Raw genomic sequence first — 16,219 nt, 5'->3', positions numbered from 1 at the left:
GTACGGAGAGAGGGGTGTTACTGGCAGGCTTCGCAGGACTCCGGGTTTTCGAGGGAGCAGGCGAGCGCCTCTTCTGCGGAAACGGCGGAAACGGCAGGAACAACAGAAGCCACCGAGAGAACCGGAGCAACCGCCACCGGAGCGACCGCCACCGTCGCCTGCTGAATGCGCGTCGCCGGCCGCGACCGCAGGTAGTAGCTGGTCTTCAGCCCGGCCTTCCACGCGTACAGGTACATCGACGACACCTTGCCGATCGTCGGCGCGCTCATGAACAGGTTCAGCGACTGCGACTGGTCGATGTACGGCGCACGGGCCGCCGCCAGGTCGATCAGCGCCCGCTGCGGCAGCTCCCACGCCGTGCGGAACAGCTCCCGCACGTCCGCCGGCAGCTCCGCGATGCCCTGCACCGACCCTTCGGCCCGCTTGATCTGCTCCCGGATCGGCGCGGTCCACAGCCCGCGCGCCTTCAGCTCCCGTACCAGATAGGTGTTGATCTGCAGGAATTCACCCGACATCGTCTCGCGCTTGAACAGGTTCGACACCTGCGGCTCGATGCACTCGTAGCAGCCGGCGATCGACGCGATCGTGGCGGTCGGCGCGATCGCGATCAGCAGGGAGTTCCGCAGCCCGGTGGCGGCGACCCGCGCCCGCAGCGCATCCCAGCGCGCGGTCTGGGTCGGCGTCGCACCCCACAGGTCGGGGTGCAGGTCGCCGCGCGCCGCCCGGGTCTCCGGGAAGGACGGGTGCGCGCCGAACCGCTCGGCCAGCGTCGCGGACGACTCCAGCGCGGTCAGGAAGATCTCCTCCTGTACCCGCGTGGACAGCTCCCGCGCCTCGGCGGAGTCGAACGGCAGCTGGAGCGTGAAGAACGCGTCCTGCAGGCCCATCAGACCGAGGCCGACCGGCCGCCAGCGCGGGTTCGACGCGGCCGCCTGCGTCGACGGGTAGTAGTTGATGTCGATGACCCGGTCCAGGAACACCACGGCGGTACGGACGGTCGCGCGCAGCTTCTCCCAGTCCACGCCACCGGCGGCGGTCACGTGCGCGCCGAGGTTGATCGAGCCGAGGTTGCACACCGCGGTCTCGTCGTCGGAGTTCACCTCGAGGATCTCGGTGCACAGGTTGGACAGGTGGATGGTGTTGCCGGGCGCGCCGGTCTGGTTGGACAGCTTGTTCGACGGGTCCTTGAACGTCATCCATCCGTTGCCGGTCTGCGCGAGCGTGCGCATCATCCGGCCGTACAGGTCACGCGCCTTGACGGTCTTGACGGCCTTCTTCTCCGCGGCCCGGTAGGCGTCGTCGAACGCCTCGCCGAACAGGTCCGGCAGCTCCGGCGCGTCCGACGGGTCGACCAGCGACCAGTCCCCGTCCGCCTCGACGCGACGCATGAACTCGTCCGGGATCCAGTTCGCCAGGTTCAGGTTGTGGGTACGCCGGGAGTCCTCGCCCGTGTTGTCGCGCAGGTCCAGGAACTCCTCGATGTCCGGGTGCCACGGCTCCAGGTACACGCACGCCGCGCCCTTGCGCCGCCCGCCCTGGTTGACCGCGGCCACCCCGGCGTCGAGCGTCTTGAGGAACGGGACGATGCCGTTCGACTTCCCGTTCGTACCCCGGATGAGTGCTCCTCGGCCCCTCACGCGCGACCAGGAGATGCCGATCCCGCCGGAGAACTTCGACAGCTTCGCGACCTGGTGGTAGCGCTCGTAGATCGAGTCCAGCTCGTCGCGCGGCGAGTCGACCAGGAAGCACGACGACATCTGGGTGTGCCGCGTGCCGGAGTTGAACAGCGTCGGCGAGCTCGGCAGGTAGGCCAGCGACGACATCAGCCGGTAGAAGCCGACCGCCTCGTCCGGCGTCTGCGACAGCCCGCAGGCGACGCGCAGCAGCCAGTACTGCGGCGTCTCCACGACCAGCCGCGTCTCCGGGTGGCGCAGCAGGTAGCGGTCCGCGACCGTGCGCAGGCCGAAGTACTCGAACCGCAGGTCGTTGCCGGTGTCGATGGCGGCGTCGAGCTGCTCGCGGTGCGCGGCCACGAACGCGGCGGTGTCGTCGCCGATCAGGCCCTGCGCGTGCCCGAACGCGATCGACTCGGAGAACGAGCCGACGCCCTGGTTGCGGACCTCCTTGCCGACGACCTCGACCAGCAGCCGCGCGGCCAGCCGGGAGTACTGCGGCTCCTCGCCGATCAGCTCCGCGGCGGTCTGGATGGAGAGCTTGTCCAGCTCGGCCGTGGTGGCGCCGTCGTACAGCCCGCTGATCGTCTTGGTCGCCACCCGCAGCGGGTCGACCTCGTCCAGGTCCGCCACCCACAGCGCGACCGCCGCGACGATCCGGTTGACGTCCACCGGCTCGGTGTCGCCGTTGCGCTTGCGGACCTGCATGTGCCGCCGTTGTTCCGGCAGTTCTTGAGCAACCTGCGTCGCCGTCATCCGTCCCCCTGCTTTCACCCGCGATCTCAAGATCGAAGGCACGCGGGACCACGCCACGAGGGGACGGCGCGCGGTGACTGGCCACGGCACGGTCCGGCAGATGGCGTCGGCCGTCCCACGAGGCCTTCGACCGCCGCACACGTCGTGCACGGCGCGCTGGCAGGTCTTCGGACTCGTGGGCGTGACGCTTGTTCCTACCGGCCGTCGCTTCCCAGGCCTTTTGCGAGGTCCCAGTGCTTGATGACGGCGTTCGTTCCCACTTACCGCTGCGGGGCAGTCCCGGATTTCCACCGGGTTCCCTGTTGTCTCGCGCGTCGCTTACGCCCCGCGCGAACCAGCTGCGAGGGACACCATATATGGGTACGCCCGGCAGCATGCAACACCAGATGCTGTGCCGGGCGTGTCGCCGATCACTGTGGTTGCTCATCCCGAGGCGGCCGACCGGGGCTAACCAGGCAAATCGGGTCTGGGTGCCCCGGCTGGCGTGTCGATCAGCAGCAGGGTCTTGCCGATCGTGGTGCGGTTCTCGACGACGGCGTGCGCCCTGGCGGCGTGATCAAGGGGGAACGTCTGACCGATGACCGGCCGGACGAGCCCCGCCGCCGCGTGCGACATGATCTGGCGCGCCCAGCGCGTCAGATGCGGTCCGAAGCCGGCCAGCTGCCCGATGCCGATGACCTCCACGCCCCGGTCGCGGGCGGCGGCCGGGTCGATGTGGGTGACGTCGCCGCTGGAGGCACCGTGGATGGAGAAGCGACCACCGCGCGCCGTCGTCCCGAACGCGGCCTGCCCGATCCGGCCGCCGACGCCGTCGAACACCACGGTCGGTCCCGCGCCGCCGGTCGCCTCGCGCACCTGCCGTGTCCAGTCCGGCGCGCTGTAGTCGACCGCGACAGCGCCCAGCCGGCGGATCAGCGCCAGTTTCCGGGAACCGCGGGCGGTACCGACGACCTGTGCTCCTGCGGCGAGTGCGAGCTGCACCAGCAGGTGGCCGACGCCGCCGGCGGCCGCCTCGACCAGCACCCGGTCCCCGGGCCCGACGCCGGCACGCTCCACCAGCCCCTGCGCCGTGCTGCCGTCACTGTAGAGCGCGACGGCCTCCGGAAGTCCCAGCCCGTCCGGGACCGGAAACAGCGCGCCGGCGAGGGCCACGGCCCGTTCCGCGAAGCCGCCGGTCTCACCGGTGCCGGCAAGGACGCGCAGCCCCAGCCATGCCGGGTCCACACCCGCACCGAGCGCGCTGACGTGCCCGGCGACCAGGCCGCCGGGCACGTACGGCAGGCTCGGTCGTTCGTGCCACCGGTCCGCACCCCGCCGGATCTGCGTCTCGACGAACGTCAGGCCGGCCACCTTCACATCGACCACGACCTGGCCCGGTCCGGCGGCCGGGTCCGGCAGCTCACCCGCCACCAGTACCTCTGGACCACCGAACCGGACCGCTTGGATCACGCGCATGCCACCCAGGATCGACCTTCAACCGAGGTTGAGGTCAATGGTGGTTCAGCGGACGTTGTAGCCGCGCGCGTTCCAGAAGGAGGTCGGGTTCGGGTTGTCGAGGGTCGGGTCGTTGACGGACTTGGCGGCCAGTTCCCGGCGGCCGACGCGGACCTCGACGTGGGTGTGGGCCGAGGAACCGGAACTGATGCCGCGCCACGCCTCGGTGCCGATCTGCTGGTCGCGGGCCACCGTGTCGCCCTCGCTCAGGCCGGACAGCGGCGCGCTGTGCAGGTAGATCACCGTACGGTCGTAGGTGGCGTTGTAGACCGCGATGGTGGACAGGCCGTCACCGCCGTTCGCGCCGCGCACGATGTTGATGACCGTGCCGGCGACCAGCGCGCGGACCGGTGAGCCGATGCCGCGCGCGATGTCGATGCCCTCGTGGCGGCCGGGCGTGTTGACGTACCCGTCGAAGCCGCACGTGATGGTGCCGCCGCTGAGGTTGTAGAGGCCGTGCGACAGGTTCTCCTTGCCGGTGCTGGTGTCGTTGAACCGGTGCGAGGCGTTCTCGTTCTTCAGGTCCGAGTTGAGGTTGACCTTGGCGCCGGCCGCGATGCCCTGCCGCGCGCCGCCGTAGTCGCTGTTGTAGTAGACCGCGACCGGGTCCGAGGTGCGGTTCCACGCCGACGCCGCGTCGTTCTTCACGCAGTCGCCCTTGCCGTTGCCCGCGCCCTTGAACTCGTAGCAGCTCGGCTGCGTGGCGCCGTAGTCCGGTATCGAACCGGTGAAGTCCGAGACCGAGCCCTCCTGGTCGCTGTTGTAGTACAGGCAGAACTCGCCGGCGTCGCAGACACCGTCGCGTCCCGCGGCCTGGGCCGCGCCCGGCGTGATGCCGACGATGCCGGCGCCGAGCAGCAGGGCGAGCGTGACCGCATTGAGCTTCTTCATCAACAGGCTCCTAAGTGGAACGGATGTACTCCTCGTACGTCACCTTCGGGACGCGCGGACCGTCGTCGGCCGCGTTGTTCGCCAGGCCGTTGCGGCCCTCGTAATAGGCGCCGGTCTGCTTCTGCGCCGGTGCGGACAGGTCCGGGTCGCTGATCGCGACCGCGTGGATGTGCAGCGGCCAGTCGCCCTGGGACGGTGTGCGCAGCCAGGCCGCGAAGCCGACCTGACGCAGCGCGGTGACCGCGGCAGTACGCCGTGCCGCGGTCAGCGCCTCCGCGTCCAGGTCGAGCGCGCCGCCGCCGTCGTGCGTGCCGGCCGAGGTCGGATCCGCGCCGGGCGAGTACGACCCCTGCTCGACGGCGAACGTCAGCGCGGACCGTGCCTGCGCGGCCCGGAGCATCGCGAGCGTGCGCTCGTTGACCGGGAAGCCCTGATGGCTGGTCCGGGCCCCGGCCGACACGATCCGGGTCAGCGTGAACTGCCCCTCGCCCAGCCTGGTCAGCGATGTCCGGCCCGGCAGGCCGGACGCGTCGATGCCGCTGTAGCCGAGCTCCCGCTGCCACTGCGCGTACGCGGTGACCGTCCTGGTGCCGAAATGTCCGTCCTCGTACGCGGCGTCGAGCAACCCCCGTTTGCGTAGCGCGGTCTCCACCAGCCGCACGCTCGGCCCGGCACCGGGTGTGATCGCGGAATCGGCCTTGGCCGGATCCCACTGCGCCGCCTTCAGTACCGCCTCCATGTCGATCACCGGAAGTGCCGCGGCCGGCACGAACGCGGCAGCGCCGAAAGCCAGCAGGGAACGACGGGAAACGTTCATCGAAACCCTCTCTGTGCAGGTGTTTCCGTCCTTGCGAGACAGGACGCTACCGACGCGCCGGCCGCCGTACGAGCGTTGAACAACCCTCATTCGCATCGACCGATTACCATGCGCAACCGTGCCCACCACACGCCACATCGGACCGGCGGAGACCTCGGTCAAGGCCGCCGCGGCCCGGATCTCCGCGACCGCGCGTGTGCTCGTCGTGGCCGGCTGCAGCGCGCTGCTGCCGATCGGCGCGCCCACGGCCGTCTCCGCCGCGATCGTCGCCGCGATGCTGATCTGGCAGGCCGCGTTCGTCCTGGCCCGCCGGTGGCCGCGCACGGTCGCGCTCGCGGACGTCGTACCGCTCGCCGCCGCCTGCGTGCTGCTGCCGTGGCTGCACCCGGCGCACGGCCACCTCGACCTGGACGACTGGACCCGGCCGGTGACCTCGGTCTGCGTCGGCGCGGCGCAGTTCTACACCCGCCCGCGCGACGGCGCGATCTACGCGGTCGTCACCTCGTCCGCGGTGTGGCTGGGCTCCTCGCTCGCCTCCGACGCGGACTGGGACCTCGGCGGCGGCCAGGCGATCATGCTGCTCTGGCAGGCCGCGCTGGCCCGCTGCCTCATCACGCTGCTCTGCCGGGGCGCGCGCCGCGTCGACGAGCTCACCACCGCCACCGCCGAGGCCCGGCGCGACGCGGAGCTGACCGCCGCCCGCCGCACCGACGTCGAGGAGCATCTGGCGGTGCTGCACGACACGGTCGCGGCCACGCTCACGGCCGCGGCCTCACGCGGCGCCGGCAGCCCCGAACTGCGCGCCCGCGCCCGCGCCGACCTGTCCCGGCTGGAACCCGCGGCCCGGACCGCCACGTTCGCCGACCTGACGACTCCTCCGGAGCACAGCACGCTCGGCGTCACCGTCGTCCTGGCCACGGCCTGCCCCGACCCGGCGATCCCCGCGCACGCCATCGACGCCCTGCTCGCCGCGCGCGACGAAGCCTTCCGCAATGTTGAGCGGCACGCGGGCACAGATCAAGCCCATCTGAGGGTACGGGTCCCCGCGCCCGGCACGGTCGAGCTCGACATCGTCGACGTCGGGCGCGGGTTCCGCCCCGCCGACGTACCCGCCGGCCCGCGCCTCGGCCTCCGCCTGTCCATCGAGGCCCGGATGCGCCGGGCCGGCGGCAGCGCGCGCGTGGTCAGCACACCCGGCCGCGGAACCCGGGTCGAGCTGCGCTGGCCCGCCACGTGACCGGCGTCCGCCGGGCCGCCCAGTGGGGCACCTGGGTGATCAGCGGCGTGCTGCTGCTGGTCCTCTACCGCACCGACGCGCTCGCGGGCGGCACGCTCCGGCACGCGGCCTACCTGGCCAGCATCGGCGCCTGGTGCGCGACCGCCTGGCTGCTGGCCTGGCCCGCACACCACCCCGAACGGCTGCGGCAGACGCTGGCCGCCGCGCTCGGCGCGATCACGCTGGCCGCCACCGTGGCCGTCACGCTCTCCGTCCCCGCGGCCGCCCAGCACACCAACGCGAACTGGGCCGTCGGCGTCAACGGCTGGCTGCTCCTGACCATCGCCTCCGGCGGCCGCCTGTCCGTGCTCCTGCTCTGCCTGACCGTCCCGGTCGCCTTCGCCACCGCCGCGTCGTTCCCGGCAGGGCAGGTGGAGACCGTGATGATGACCGCCCGCGCCCTCGGCATCCTCGGCCTGCAGGTGCCGATCGCGCTGGCCGCCCGCGAGGTCGAGCGCTCCGCCGCGGCCGCCAGCACACTGCACCTGACCCGGGAGGCGATCCGCACGGACCAGATCGTGGCCGCCGCACTGCACGACGACCGCCTCCGCCGCTCCCGGGCCATCGCGGCCGCGGTCGCACCGGTCCTCGCGAGCCTCGCGGGCACCGGCCCGTTGCGTGGCGACGGCCCGCACGGCGAGTTCCCTGGTGCCGAGCCGGGTGCGGACCGGCTGCGTGGCGCCGGTCCGCGTGGCGGGTTCCGCGATGCGGAGCCGGGTGCCGACGGGCTGCGTGGCGCCGGGCCGCGTGGCGCCGAGGTGCATGGGGACGGGCTGCTGGACGACACCGTGCGGCAGCGGAGCCGGGTGGCGGCCGCGCAGGTGCGGCGGTTGCTGGCCGAGTGGCAGCATGTGGGCGGGGATCCGCTCGGGGGCGACCTGTCGGCGGCGCTCGACGACCTGCAGGCCGCGGGCACGCCGGTGGAGGTGGCCGTGCACGTGGAGGATCTGCCGCCGGCGCTGCGCCAGGCGACGCGCGACGTGGTCCGGGCGATCGCGCGTCACCCGGTGTCCCGCCTCCGCCTGACGGCCGTGCCGACGGCCACGGAGCTGTGTGTGAGCGTCGTTGCCCGTACCCACGAGGATGTTGTCTGGAATGGGGTTTCCGCGCCCGTGGCGATCCGCACGACCGTCATCGGGGAGACGCTGTGGGTGGAGCTGACATGTCCGAAGTGAACCCGGCCGTGGTGATCGTCGACGACCATCCGGTGGTCCTGGCCGGCGCCCGCGCCTGGTTCGACGCGGCCGGCATCACCGTCACCGCGGCCGGCGGCGACCCGCGCCTCCCATGGACCCCCGATGGCCTGAGGGCCGACGTGGTCGTGGTGGACCTGCAGCTCGCCGACGGCATCACCATGACGTGGGAGACGCTCTCCGAGCTGTCCGCCGCCGGCCGGCGCGTCGTGGTCTACACCATGCGCGAGGACCGGGAGACCGCGCTGCGCTGCCTGGACGCCGGCTGCGCCACGTTCCTCACCAAGGCCGAGGGCGAGGAACACCTGGTCGCGGCCGTGCACGCCGCCGCCCGCGACCTGCCCTACGTGCCACCCGCGCTGGCCGGCGCCATGTCCGCCGACACCGCCTCCGACCGCCCCCAGCTCACCGACCGCGAGCGTGAGGTGCTGCTCGCCTGGTTCCAGTGCGAGTCCAAACAGCTGGTCGCCGCCCGCTGCAACCTCTCCCCGCGCACGGTCGAGGGCTACATCGACCGTGTCCGTGTCCGATATGCGCGCGTCGGCCGCCCCGCCTCGACGAAGGCCGCCCTGGTCGCCCGGACGGCACGCAGGTCGGCTCCCCGTTCAGGCGCATCGACGGCCCCGCGAACTACGTCAACCTGTTCCCGCGCGGCAACGCCTGGACCGAGCTGCTGATCGCGGACACCGGCGCCGCCGCCTGCACCCCGACCGACGTGTCGGCCTGCGCGTCTACCCGCCGGCCGAGAGCCGCCGTCTTCGTCGACGCCCCCATGAAGGCCTGCGCCGACGAGGGCAAGGGCCTCGGCCAGGTCAAGCCGCTCGTGCAGTAGCGCCGAGGACTCCGGCTAGTCGGAGTCCGGTTCCGGGAAGAGCTCGGTGTGCGCCGCGACGTACCGGCCGGAACGGTCGAGTGCGCGGCCGAGCGACGCGGCGGCGCGCCGGCGCTCGGCCGGGGTGCTGTCCGCGTCGACAACCATCAGCCGCAGCAGGGCGACGGCCTCGCGCCGATGTCCGGGAGATCGGGTTGCCAAGGCCTCGGCGATCCGGCGCCGCTGGCCCGGCGTCAGCGGGGCCGTGTCGACCTCGCGCAGAGCGGCGGCGGCTGCGTGGTGATGCGTCGCATCCCACTTGACCAGGGAATGCAGGGCGAGAGCGCGGTCGTAGGGAGTGGTCGAGGGATCGGCGGCTATTGCGCTCAGGGCGGCGAGACCTGCTGCACGGGTGGCATTGGTGAGCTCCGCGAGCGCCACGGCCGCCCGTCGTCGGTGGCCGGCTGGCGCGTCCTCACGGTGGGCGAGTGCGGTGAGCGCCCGGCCGGCTGCGGCGTTCTCGGCAGGCCGGATACGGCCGAGGTCCGTGAGCGCGAGCGCGTGCTGGAGCGGGTCGGCTGCCAGATCGACCCCGAGCTGCTGGAGCAGGTCGGGCGGGCTCGGCGTGTGGTCCGCTCCGGACGTGATGAGCGCGCCTGCGGCTCGCCGCCGCTCGTGCGGATCGGCGTCGCCGTCGGTCGCAATACGGACCAGCGTGGCTGTCGCGGCACCGCGGAAGATGGGGTCCGGCGGCAGCGGGCCGAGCTCGATCAGTAACTGTGCGGCGAAACGTGCCTGATCAGCGGGTGCGGCCTGGTCCTGCGCGAGGTGCCGGAGCAGATCCCCGGCGCGATGCCCGTCTGGGTGCAGCACGGCGTGCGCCATAGCGGCCTCGGCGCGTTCCCAAGGATCGGCGTGCTCCTCGGCCATGAGCCCGTCGAGCAGTACCGCCGCCTCCTCGCGGCTGCTTGCGCCGTACCGGGCGAGGGATTCCGCGGCTTGGCGTCGCACCCAGACCCGCAGGTGCTGATCGGTGGCGATGGAGCGCAGCAGCTTCGGTGCGCGCTCGGCGTGCTGAGGCGCCGCACGGTGCAGCGCGTGAACGGCTTGCAGCCGAGTCCAGCCGGTGGGATCGCTCTGCACCTCGGCGCACGCGATGAGCAGCTCTAAAGCCTGGGGGAGTCGGCGTGGCTCGAGACCAGCGAGCATGACGGTCGCCAGGGCCTGGGGGAGTCCGTCGTCCGCGACGTCGGATGTCAGACTGTCCAGCGCTTCGGCGGCCTTGCGCCGAGCAGCCGAGCCAAGGCGGGTCAGGAGCTGGAGCGCTGCCAGCCGGTCGTAAGGGTCGGTGGCGCTGGCGGAGACGGTCGGCAAGGCTTGAATCGCCTCCTGACGTCGGTCTGATCCGAATCGTGCCAGCGTCTGTGCCGCGTCGACTCTGGCGACGGTTGTCATCGCCGGGTCGTTTGCGAGGGCACGCAGCACGTCGGCGGCTCTGGTGGTCTGATCCGGCCCGATATTGGACAGATCCTGGGCAGCTGTTACCCGCCAGTCGTCGTCGATCATCGGACTGCTGGCCAAGCCGTGAATCACATCAGCTACCTGACCATGGGTGACATGTGGGTAACGCAGAAGATCCCAGGCGGCCCAGCAGTGCTGACCTGAGTTCACTGCAGCATCGCCGGCCATCGTTGCCAACAGGTCTGCGCTGTGGGTGGACCGGTCGTCGCCCCAGCTGTGGAGGGTGGTCAGGGCGCGCCGTCGGCGCCTGGGATACGCGGTCAGGTCCGTCGCAGCGATATGGAGCGCCGACATCGCTCGCTCCCGCAGAGCAGGGTCTGCGGTGGCGGCATCGACCAGGAGAAAGGCGACCTTGTCCGTGTCCCCGCCCGTGTCGGCGGCAACGCCGGAGTCGCTGGTCCTTGAGACCAGAAGCTCCACGCCGATGGTGCGATCGGCGCCGCCGAACTGACTGAGCTTTTGTGTTGCTTCTTGCTGTTGGAGAGGAGTTAGGCAGGCGTTACCAGCGGCTTCGCGAAGTATCATTCTGGCACTCTGTTCGGCCTTCGGGCCCAGCCGTGAGGCTTCGGCGGCTGCGCTCCATCTGGTGTCCGGGGACGCCGAGGGGTCCGCCGAGATGGCGAGCAACAGGGCGATCGGCTCGTCGCGTTCCAGCCGCGGCCGCAGGCGGATGAGCACGACGAGTGCTGCCATCCGATGCTCCGCGCGTGTCGCCACCGCTGTGCTGAGCTCGAGCAGCAGACCGATGGCCTCTTGGCGCCGCCCAGGATCCAGCCGGGCCAAAGCCTCAGCGGCGTCGATTCGTGTCTTGGCGCCGACCGTTGAGTCGCGGGCAAGGGTGCTCAGTGCTTCCACCGCGCGCCGACGTTCCGCTGCGCCGAGTTGTCCCCAGCGGCGTGCCGCCTTGAGCCGCACTGTGTCGTCCTGGGCAGGATCCGAGGCGATTGAGGCGAGCGCATCGACAGCTGTCGGGCGCATGCGCGGGCCGAAGCCGAGTAGCAACTCGGCGATGGCTGGGCGGTCGGGTGCGTCGGCGACAGAGAACAGGCCGGCCAGCACAACGGCACTGATTGACCAGCTCTCCGATCGGACCCGAGAGGACAGGGAGACCGCTGCGACACGGTCCTGGGTGGAAGCCCAATAGTCAAGCATCGCCATGTCGGCGTCGGCCGCGAGGGCCGTTGTTTGTTTATCGCTGAATCGAGTGAGCCACCCTGCGGCTTCGACGCGGTTGAGGACGGGAAGTTGCGGATCGGAGGCGATCGCCGTCAAAGCGCTTATGGTGGAAGCCTCGTCGTGCAGCGCTAGATCGAGCGCCGCCCTAATCCGTTGATCTACCGGGGCCTCCGGCTGCACTGCCATCCCGTATAAGCAGTCGATCACCCTGTTCCGGGATTCAGGATCGAGCCTTGCCCAGGACGCGGCCGAACTACGCCGCTGCTCTGGGTGTACGTACGGGTCGAGTGCAATTCTTCTGTGAATTGATGTCGCCCGCATTCGATCAGGAGCCTCAAGCTTGGCCAGCTCTGCCGCAGCCTGTGCTCGCTCCCACGGGAGGGCCGTAGGTGCGGCTTCGGCATCTCGGTATGTCTCGATGACTCGATCGAGACAGTCGGGACTCAGTTTTCCGGCAGTCTGGGCTGCGGTGACTCGCTCCTCCCACCCGGCGAATGGATCGGCGGCAAGTGCCCCGGCTGCAGCGATCAGCGACGCGGCGTTGCCTCCGGCGATGACGTCTGCCTGAGACATTGCCATCCTCGCGGCGTGCCCGCGCGGTGCGCCCGTAATCGCGTAGCGGCGGAGTGCGACGGCTGCCCGGGATCGCCCATCGGTACCGCTCACCGCGAGCGCCTTCGTACTGCGTGCCCGGACATACTCGTCGTTACGCACGTCGGCGGTCAGTTCCTCCAGCACCGGGGTCACTCGCTCCGACCAGCCGTCCATCCGTTTGAGGAGAACTTCGGCCGAGTACAGTCGAGCAAGCGAGCCGGCTGTGTAGTCGAGCGCGATTTCGAAGAGGATTTCTGCTGTGCGAGCAGTTTTTTCGGTATCTGCTCCAATCGTTCGTTCGGCAGCTAGGTATCGATATACCGGATTTATTGTTGGGTTCTGTGTGGCATCGATCAGTATTTTTCTAGCCCAGGTCCGATCGGACTCGCCGCCCGTCTGAGTAAGTCGCCACGCTTCACTGACGATGCCCCATATGCCCGGGTCGTCGATGCTGTGATCCGCCGCCAAGGAGCGTAGTGCGCCGATGCCGATATCCCGATGCGTGCTTCCCGAGTTGATCAGCCTTTGGACGGCGGAAATTCGAATCGTAACTTCTTTTGCTGGGTCATCGGCTATTGATGCAACTGTCGTCATGGCCGATTCAAGCGTGTCGTCCCCGAGTTCCGTGATCGCTTGTGCCGCGAGCAGCCGTGCCTTGTCCTCCACCGATGGGCAGGCCGCGATGCGGGCCAGCGTCGATGCGGCCAAGGGATGATTGTCGGGATCGAGTGCTATGAGAACGGCACCCGCCAATATCTGATCCGATGGTGCAGTGGTGGGGTCAGCCAAACGTGCTCCGAACCGTGCGAGTGCCTCGTCACGTTGAGCGTCGCCGAGCTTCGCCCACCCGGTTGCCGCCCGCAGCCTGTCGTCGAGTTCTGCGGTCGAGGCCGTTGCGATCGAGCGAAGTACCTGGTCTGCGATTGCCCGCGGACCGGCACCCAGTACGGCAAGTTCGTCGACCGCTTGGATCCGGATACCGTTCGGGGCCGTGACTTCGTTTGCCAAGGTGGTCAACGCCGCTATCGCGAGACCGCGGTGCCGAGGGTCGAGGGCGGCAAGTTCTTCTGTGGCGAGTTGGCGGAGATTCCAGTCATCCGTCGGCATCGAAGCTAGGCGATGGTACAGCCGGGCGGCGTGTGCACGGTGGTCGCCGCCCAGCTTGGCGAGTTCCTCGATTGCGTCGGCCTGTCCCTCCATGAGCGGGCTTTCCGCGACCCGTCGAAGCAACTCGATGGCGACCTGTCTGCCGCCGACGTCCATGGTGTGGGCTGCGGCGCGGGCAAGTAGCCGCTGTGGAGCGTCGACGCCGTATACGTCGTCGCTCAATCGGCGCAGTGCGTCTGCGGCCGACAGCCGGCAGTCTCCGCCCAGCATTGCCAGTGACTGTGCTGCTGATCGTCGTGCTCCGACCACTTGGGTCGAATCTGTCGCGAACTTGAACAGCAGGCCTGCGGCGTGTTCTCTATGCTGGTCCGGGAGCTTGGCGAGCTCCTCGGAGGCGGAGAGTCTCTGCCATATTTGCAAATGTGGGTTGGTGGCCAGTGCCGATAGCAGTCGGCCGGCTTCGTTTCGATGCTCACCACCGAGCTCGGCGAGTGCCTGAGCTGAGCTGAGTCGCTCTCCGGCACTGTTCGTGGAGTCGCTTGCCAGCCTGGTCAGAACTCGTACTGCGGTGATCTGATGCTCGGACCCGAGCCGTGCGAGCACGCTGGCCGCGTTGCGTCGATGTGCACATGGTCGCTCGACGTCTTCAGCCATGGCCATCAGCACCGTGACGCCCTCAAGCCGTGCCTCGATGTCGTGGTCGCGCAGGACGTCCACGATCGCCGGTTTGGCACCGTCATCAACCCGAGGATCGCGGAACAGGCTCAAGAGTGCGGCGGCGACGGCGGGCCTGCGCGCTAGCCCAGCCAGCGGCCGGAAGTCCGTCCACGTCCCGGCGAACGTCTGCCGCCAGACCAGCGCGAGAAAGGTGTCCAGCTCACCGTCGGTGCACGGTGCTCCCTGAGCGATGAGCTTCCCGGCCCACTCCTGTTCATGCGTGCCGCGCCGCTGCAAATGGGTCAACAGCCCGGTACCCGCCGTAGGCAGGTGGAGGTGGTGCGACAACACCTGTTCCGTGAGGCGATCACCAAGCAGAAGGCTGGTGATCCGCTCGGCCCAGGCCGGGGCGAGCGGATCGAACGGGATGGGCAGCGTGCGAGCCTCTGCTGTGGCCGCGAGGTGCTCAGCGAAGGTCTGGTGCAGGAACCGCAGGCCCACGCCGCGCCGGCTGAGGATGCCGGTCCGGGACAGCCAGCTGCCGAGCAGGTTGTCCCAGCCGGTAGGCGACCTGCCGGGCAACGGCGCCGATCTCTCCCGCAGGAACTGCTGGACGACGCCGAGCAGCGGCGTCTCACTGCCGATGTGCTCGACGGCGAGCCGTTCCAGCAGTTCGGCACGGTGCTCGTCGAGCCACCCGGTCAGCTCGGGCCCGCATACGCCGGAGAGGACCGACGCCGCCGAGCCGTCGCGGGCTTCGGCGAAGTGGTCGATGTAATCCTCGTACAGCTCGTAGCGGCTGGACGGGAGGGACTGTCCGCGGCGGGCGTCGAAGACCTTGGCCGCGACCCAGGCGAGCAAGGGCACTTCGAGCACGCGTTCGAGGCCGGCGATGTCGACCTGCTTGAGGAACTCCGCGCGTGCGATCGCGCCCTCGGGCGTACCGTCGGCGTTGAATCGCAGTTCCGCGAATCGTTCCAGGGCGGTGCGGTCGAACGGTTGGAGTTCGAAGAATCCGACGCCGGGGTCCTTCAGCCGGTCGATCTCGCCGGGCTCCAGCGGCCTGGTCGTGATCAGGAACTTGGCCGGGCCGGCCGTCGACGTGCGCATGCTGAGCGTGGTCAGGAGCGCTTCCTGGTCGGCGGGCTCCGGGATCTCATCGAGCGCGTCCACCACCACGAGCCAGCGATGGCTGTCGACCGGGTTCTCGAAGATCTCCGCCGGAGGGACCCGTACTCCGAGCGATCCGCACTCGGCGGCGACGGTGTCGCGCAGCGCTTCGAACCAGCTGCGACCGGCGAGGTGGGCGGCCAGCGTGCGGGCCGGGACCATCACGGGTATCAGCCCGTTGGTGGAGGCGGGATCGCCGGAGAGCAGGGTGTCGGTCAGTTCGGCGACGAGGCGCTGCCCGAGACTGGACTTTCCGAGCCCGGCGGCACCCTCGATCACCAGGTGCTCGTGCTGCGTGAAGACCTCGTCGAACGGGCGGGCCAGGGCGAAGATGCGCCGGTCCTCGTCCGCTACGGAAGCCTCGTCGAGCTCAGGGTCGAGGTTCCGGCGGATTTCGAACGCGCTCGCGACACTTTGCTGCACGTACGTCACGGACAGCGGAATCCGATGCTGGCCGGGCAGGCTGTAGGGCTGTTCCTCGGCCAGCCGCCGCAGCGCGCGAAGCATGTCCTCCAGCCCGGAAGGCAGCACGGTCGCCGGAGCGTCGGCGGTGGCGGTGCCGCCTGGGAAGTGGATCTGCCCAGGGCTTCCGCCAGGAAAGTGGAGCCCCGTTGGGCGCGGCCTGTTGCGGTCGACCGCCGCCATGAGTCTCTTTCGGGCGGCCGTCTCGTCCACGCCGAACAGATCGGTGTAGACGATCGGCCGGAGCAGGCCCGGCGGGTCGCAGGGCTGCGCCCGTACTGGGATGAGGAGCCCTTTTTCGCCGGTTGGATCGTGAGTGAAGGTCGCGAGCCACTCCGCGGTGCCGAAATCAGACCGCAGATAGTCCGGGGTGAGGATCGCGATCGTCCGCTCCGAGGTCGACAGCGCCCGGTGCATTTCGAAGGCGAAATTCCGGCCTGGCCGGAGGTCTGCCGCCTGGTACACCGTGGAGAAGCCGGCCGCCTCCAGTTGGGCCGCGATCCATTCGGCCCAGGGCCGGTCCCCGGTTTCGTAACTGATGAAGAAGTTTCGGCCCGAGGCGTGATCCATGCGGTCTCCGATATCCGGCAGACTGCCATCCTAATTAAGCACCGGCCAGGT

At 69.9% G+C, this 16,219-nt stretch carries 8 protein-coding genes and 1 riboswitch; of the genes, 3 read left to right on the top strand and 5 right to left on the bottom strand.

Annotation, left to right across the window (positions count from 1 at the left end; translation table 11 throughout):
* Nucleotides 1-17: 17 nt before the first annotated feature.
* The 4 genes from OP04_RS30195 to OP04_RS30180 all read right to left on the bottom strand — a co-directional run bounded on the left by OP04_RS30195 (nucleotide 18) and on the right by OP04_RS30180 (nucleotide 5,631).
* Complete coding sequence (locus tag OP04_RS30195; RefSeq protein WP_033343241.1) at nucleotides 18-2,429, bottom strand: ribonucleoside-diphosphate reductase subunit alpha; 2,412 nt, start codon at nucleotides 2,427-2,429, stop codon at nucleotides 18-20.
* A 141-nt stretch (nucleotides 2,430-2,570) separates the two neighbouring features.
* Nucleotides 2,571-2,783, bottom strand: a riboswitch (cobalamin riboswitch).
* Nucleotides 2,784-2,876: 93 nt separating this feature from the next.
* Nucleotides 2,877-3,884, bottom strand: a complete 1,008-nt coding sequence (locus OP04_RS30190) for a zinc-binding dehydrogenase (protein ID WP_051799344.1) — start codon at nucleotides 3,882-3,884, stop codon at nucleotides 2,877-2,879.
* Between the two features lie 45 nt (nucleotides 3,885-3,929).
* Nucleotides 3,930-4,814, bottom strand: coding sequence for a peptidase inhibitor family I36 protein (locus OP04_RS30185; protein ID WP_033343240.1), 885 nt, complete (start codon nucleotides 4,812-4,814; stop codon nucleotides 3,930-3,932).
* Between the two features lie 10 nt (nucleotides 4,815-4,824).
* On the bottom strand, nucleotides 4,825-5,631 hold the full coding sequence (locus tag OP04_RS30180) for a peptidoglycan-binding protein (RefSeq protein ID WP_033343239.1): 807 nt from the start codon (nucleotides 5,629-5,631) through the stop codon (nucleotides 4,825-4,827).
* A gap of 118 nt (nucleotides 5,632-5,749) precedes the next feature.
* On the opposite strand from OP04_RS30180, the gene OP04_RS50310 reads away from it, so the two are divergent.
* Genes OP04_RS50310 through OP04_RS30165 form a run of 3 tightly spaced genes read left to right on the top strand, consistent with a single transcriptional unit; the run spans nucleotide 5,750 to nucleotide 8,777 of the window.
* Nucleotides 5,750-6,868, top strand: a complete 1,119-nt coding sequence (locus tag OP04_RS50310; RefSeq protein WP_051799343.1) for an ATP-binding protein — start codon at nucleotides 5,750-5,752, stop codon at nucleotides 6,866-6,868.
* Nucleotides 6,865-8,082 (top strand): hypothetical protein, encoded by a 1,218-nt coding sequence (locus tag OP04_RS30170; protein WP_033343238.1) that lies wholly within the window; start codon nucleotides 6,865-6,867, stop codon nucleotides 8,080-8,082. Before OP04_RS50310 ends, OP04_RS30170 begins: the two co-directional genes overlap by 4 nt.
* On the top strand, nucleotides 8,070-8,777 hold the full coding sequence (locus OP04_RS30165; RefSeq protein WP_198154031.1) for a DNA-binding response regulator: 708 nt from the start codon (nucleotides 8,070-8,072) through the stop codon (nucleotides 8,775-8,777). The genes OP04_RS30170 and OP04_RS30165 overlap by 13 nt, the downstream gene beginning before the upstream one ends.
* Before the next feature lie 170 nt (nucleotides 8,778-8,947).
* On the opposite strand, the gene OP04_RS30160 is transcribed toward OP04_RS30165, so the two are convergent.
* Nucleotides 8,948-16,168, bottom strand: a complete 7,221-nt coding sequence (locus OP04_RS30160) for a TIR domain-containing protein (protein WP_033343237.1) — start codon at nucleotides 16,166-16,168, stop codon at nucleotides 8,948-8,950.
* Nucleotides 16,169-16,219 lie beyond the last annotated feature (51 nt).

It is taken from the genome of Catenuloplanes japonicus, from assembly GCF_000717135.1.
Lineage (GTDB): Bacteria > Actinomycetota > Actinomycetes > Mycobacteriales > Micromonosporaceae > Catenuloplanes > Catenuloplanes japonicus.
Note: the sequence above shows the minus strand (reverse complement) of the source record. Positions and strands in the feature narration are given on the sequence as shown.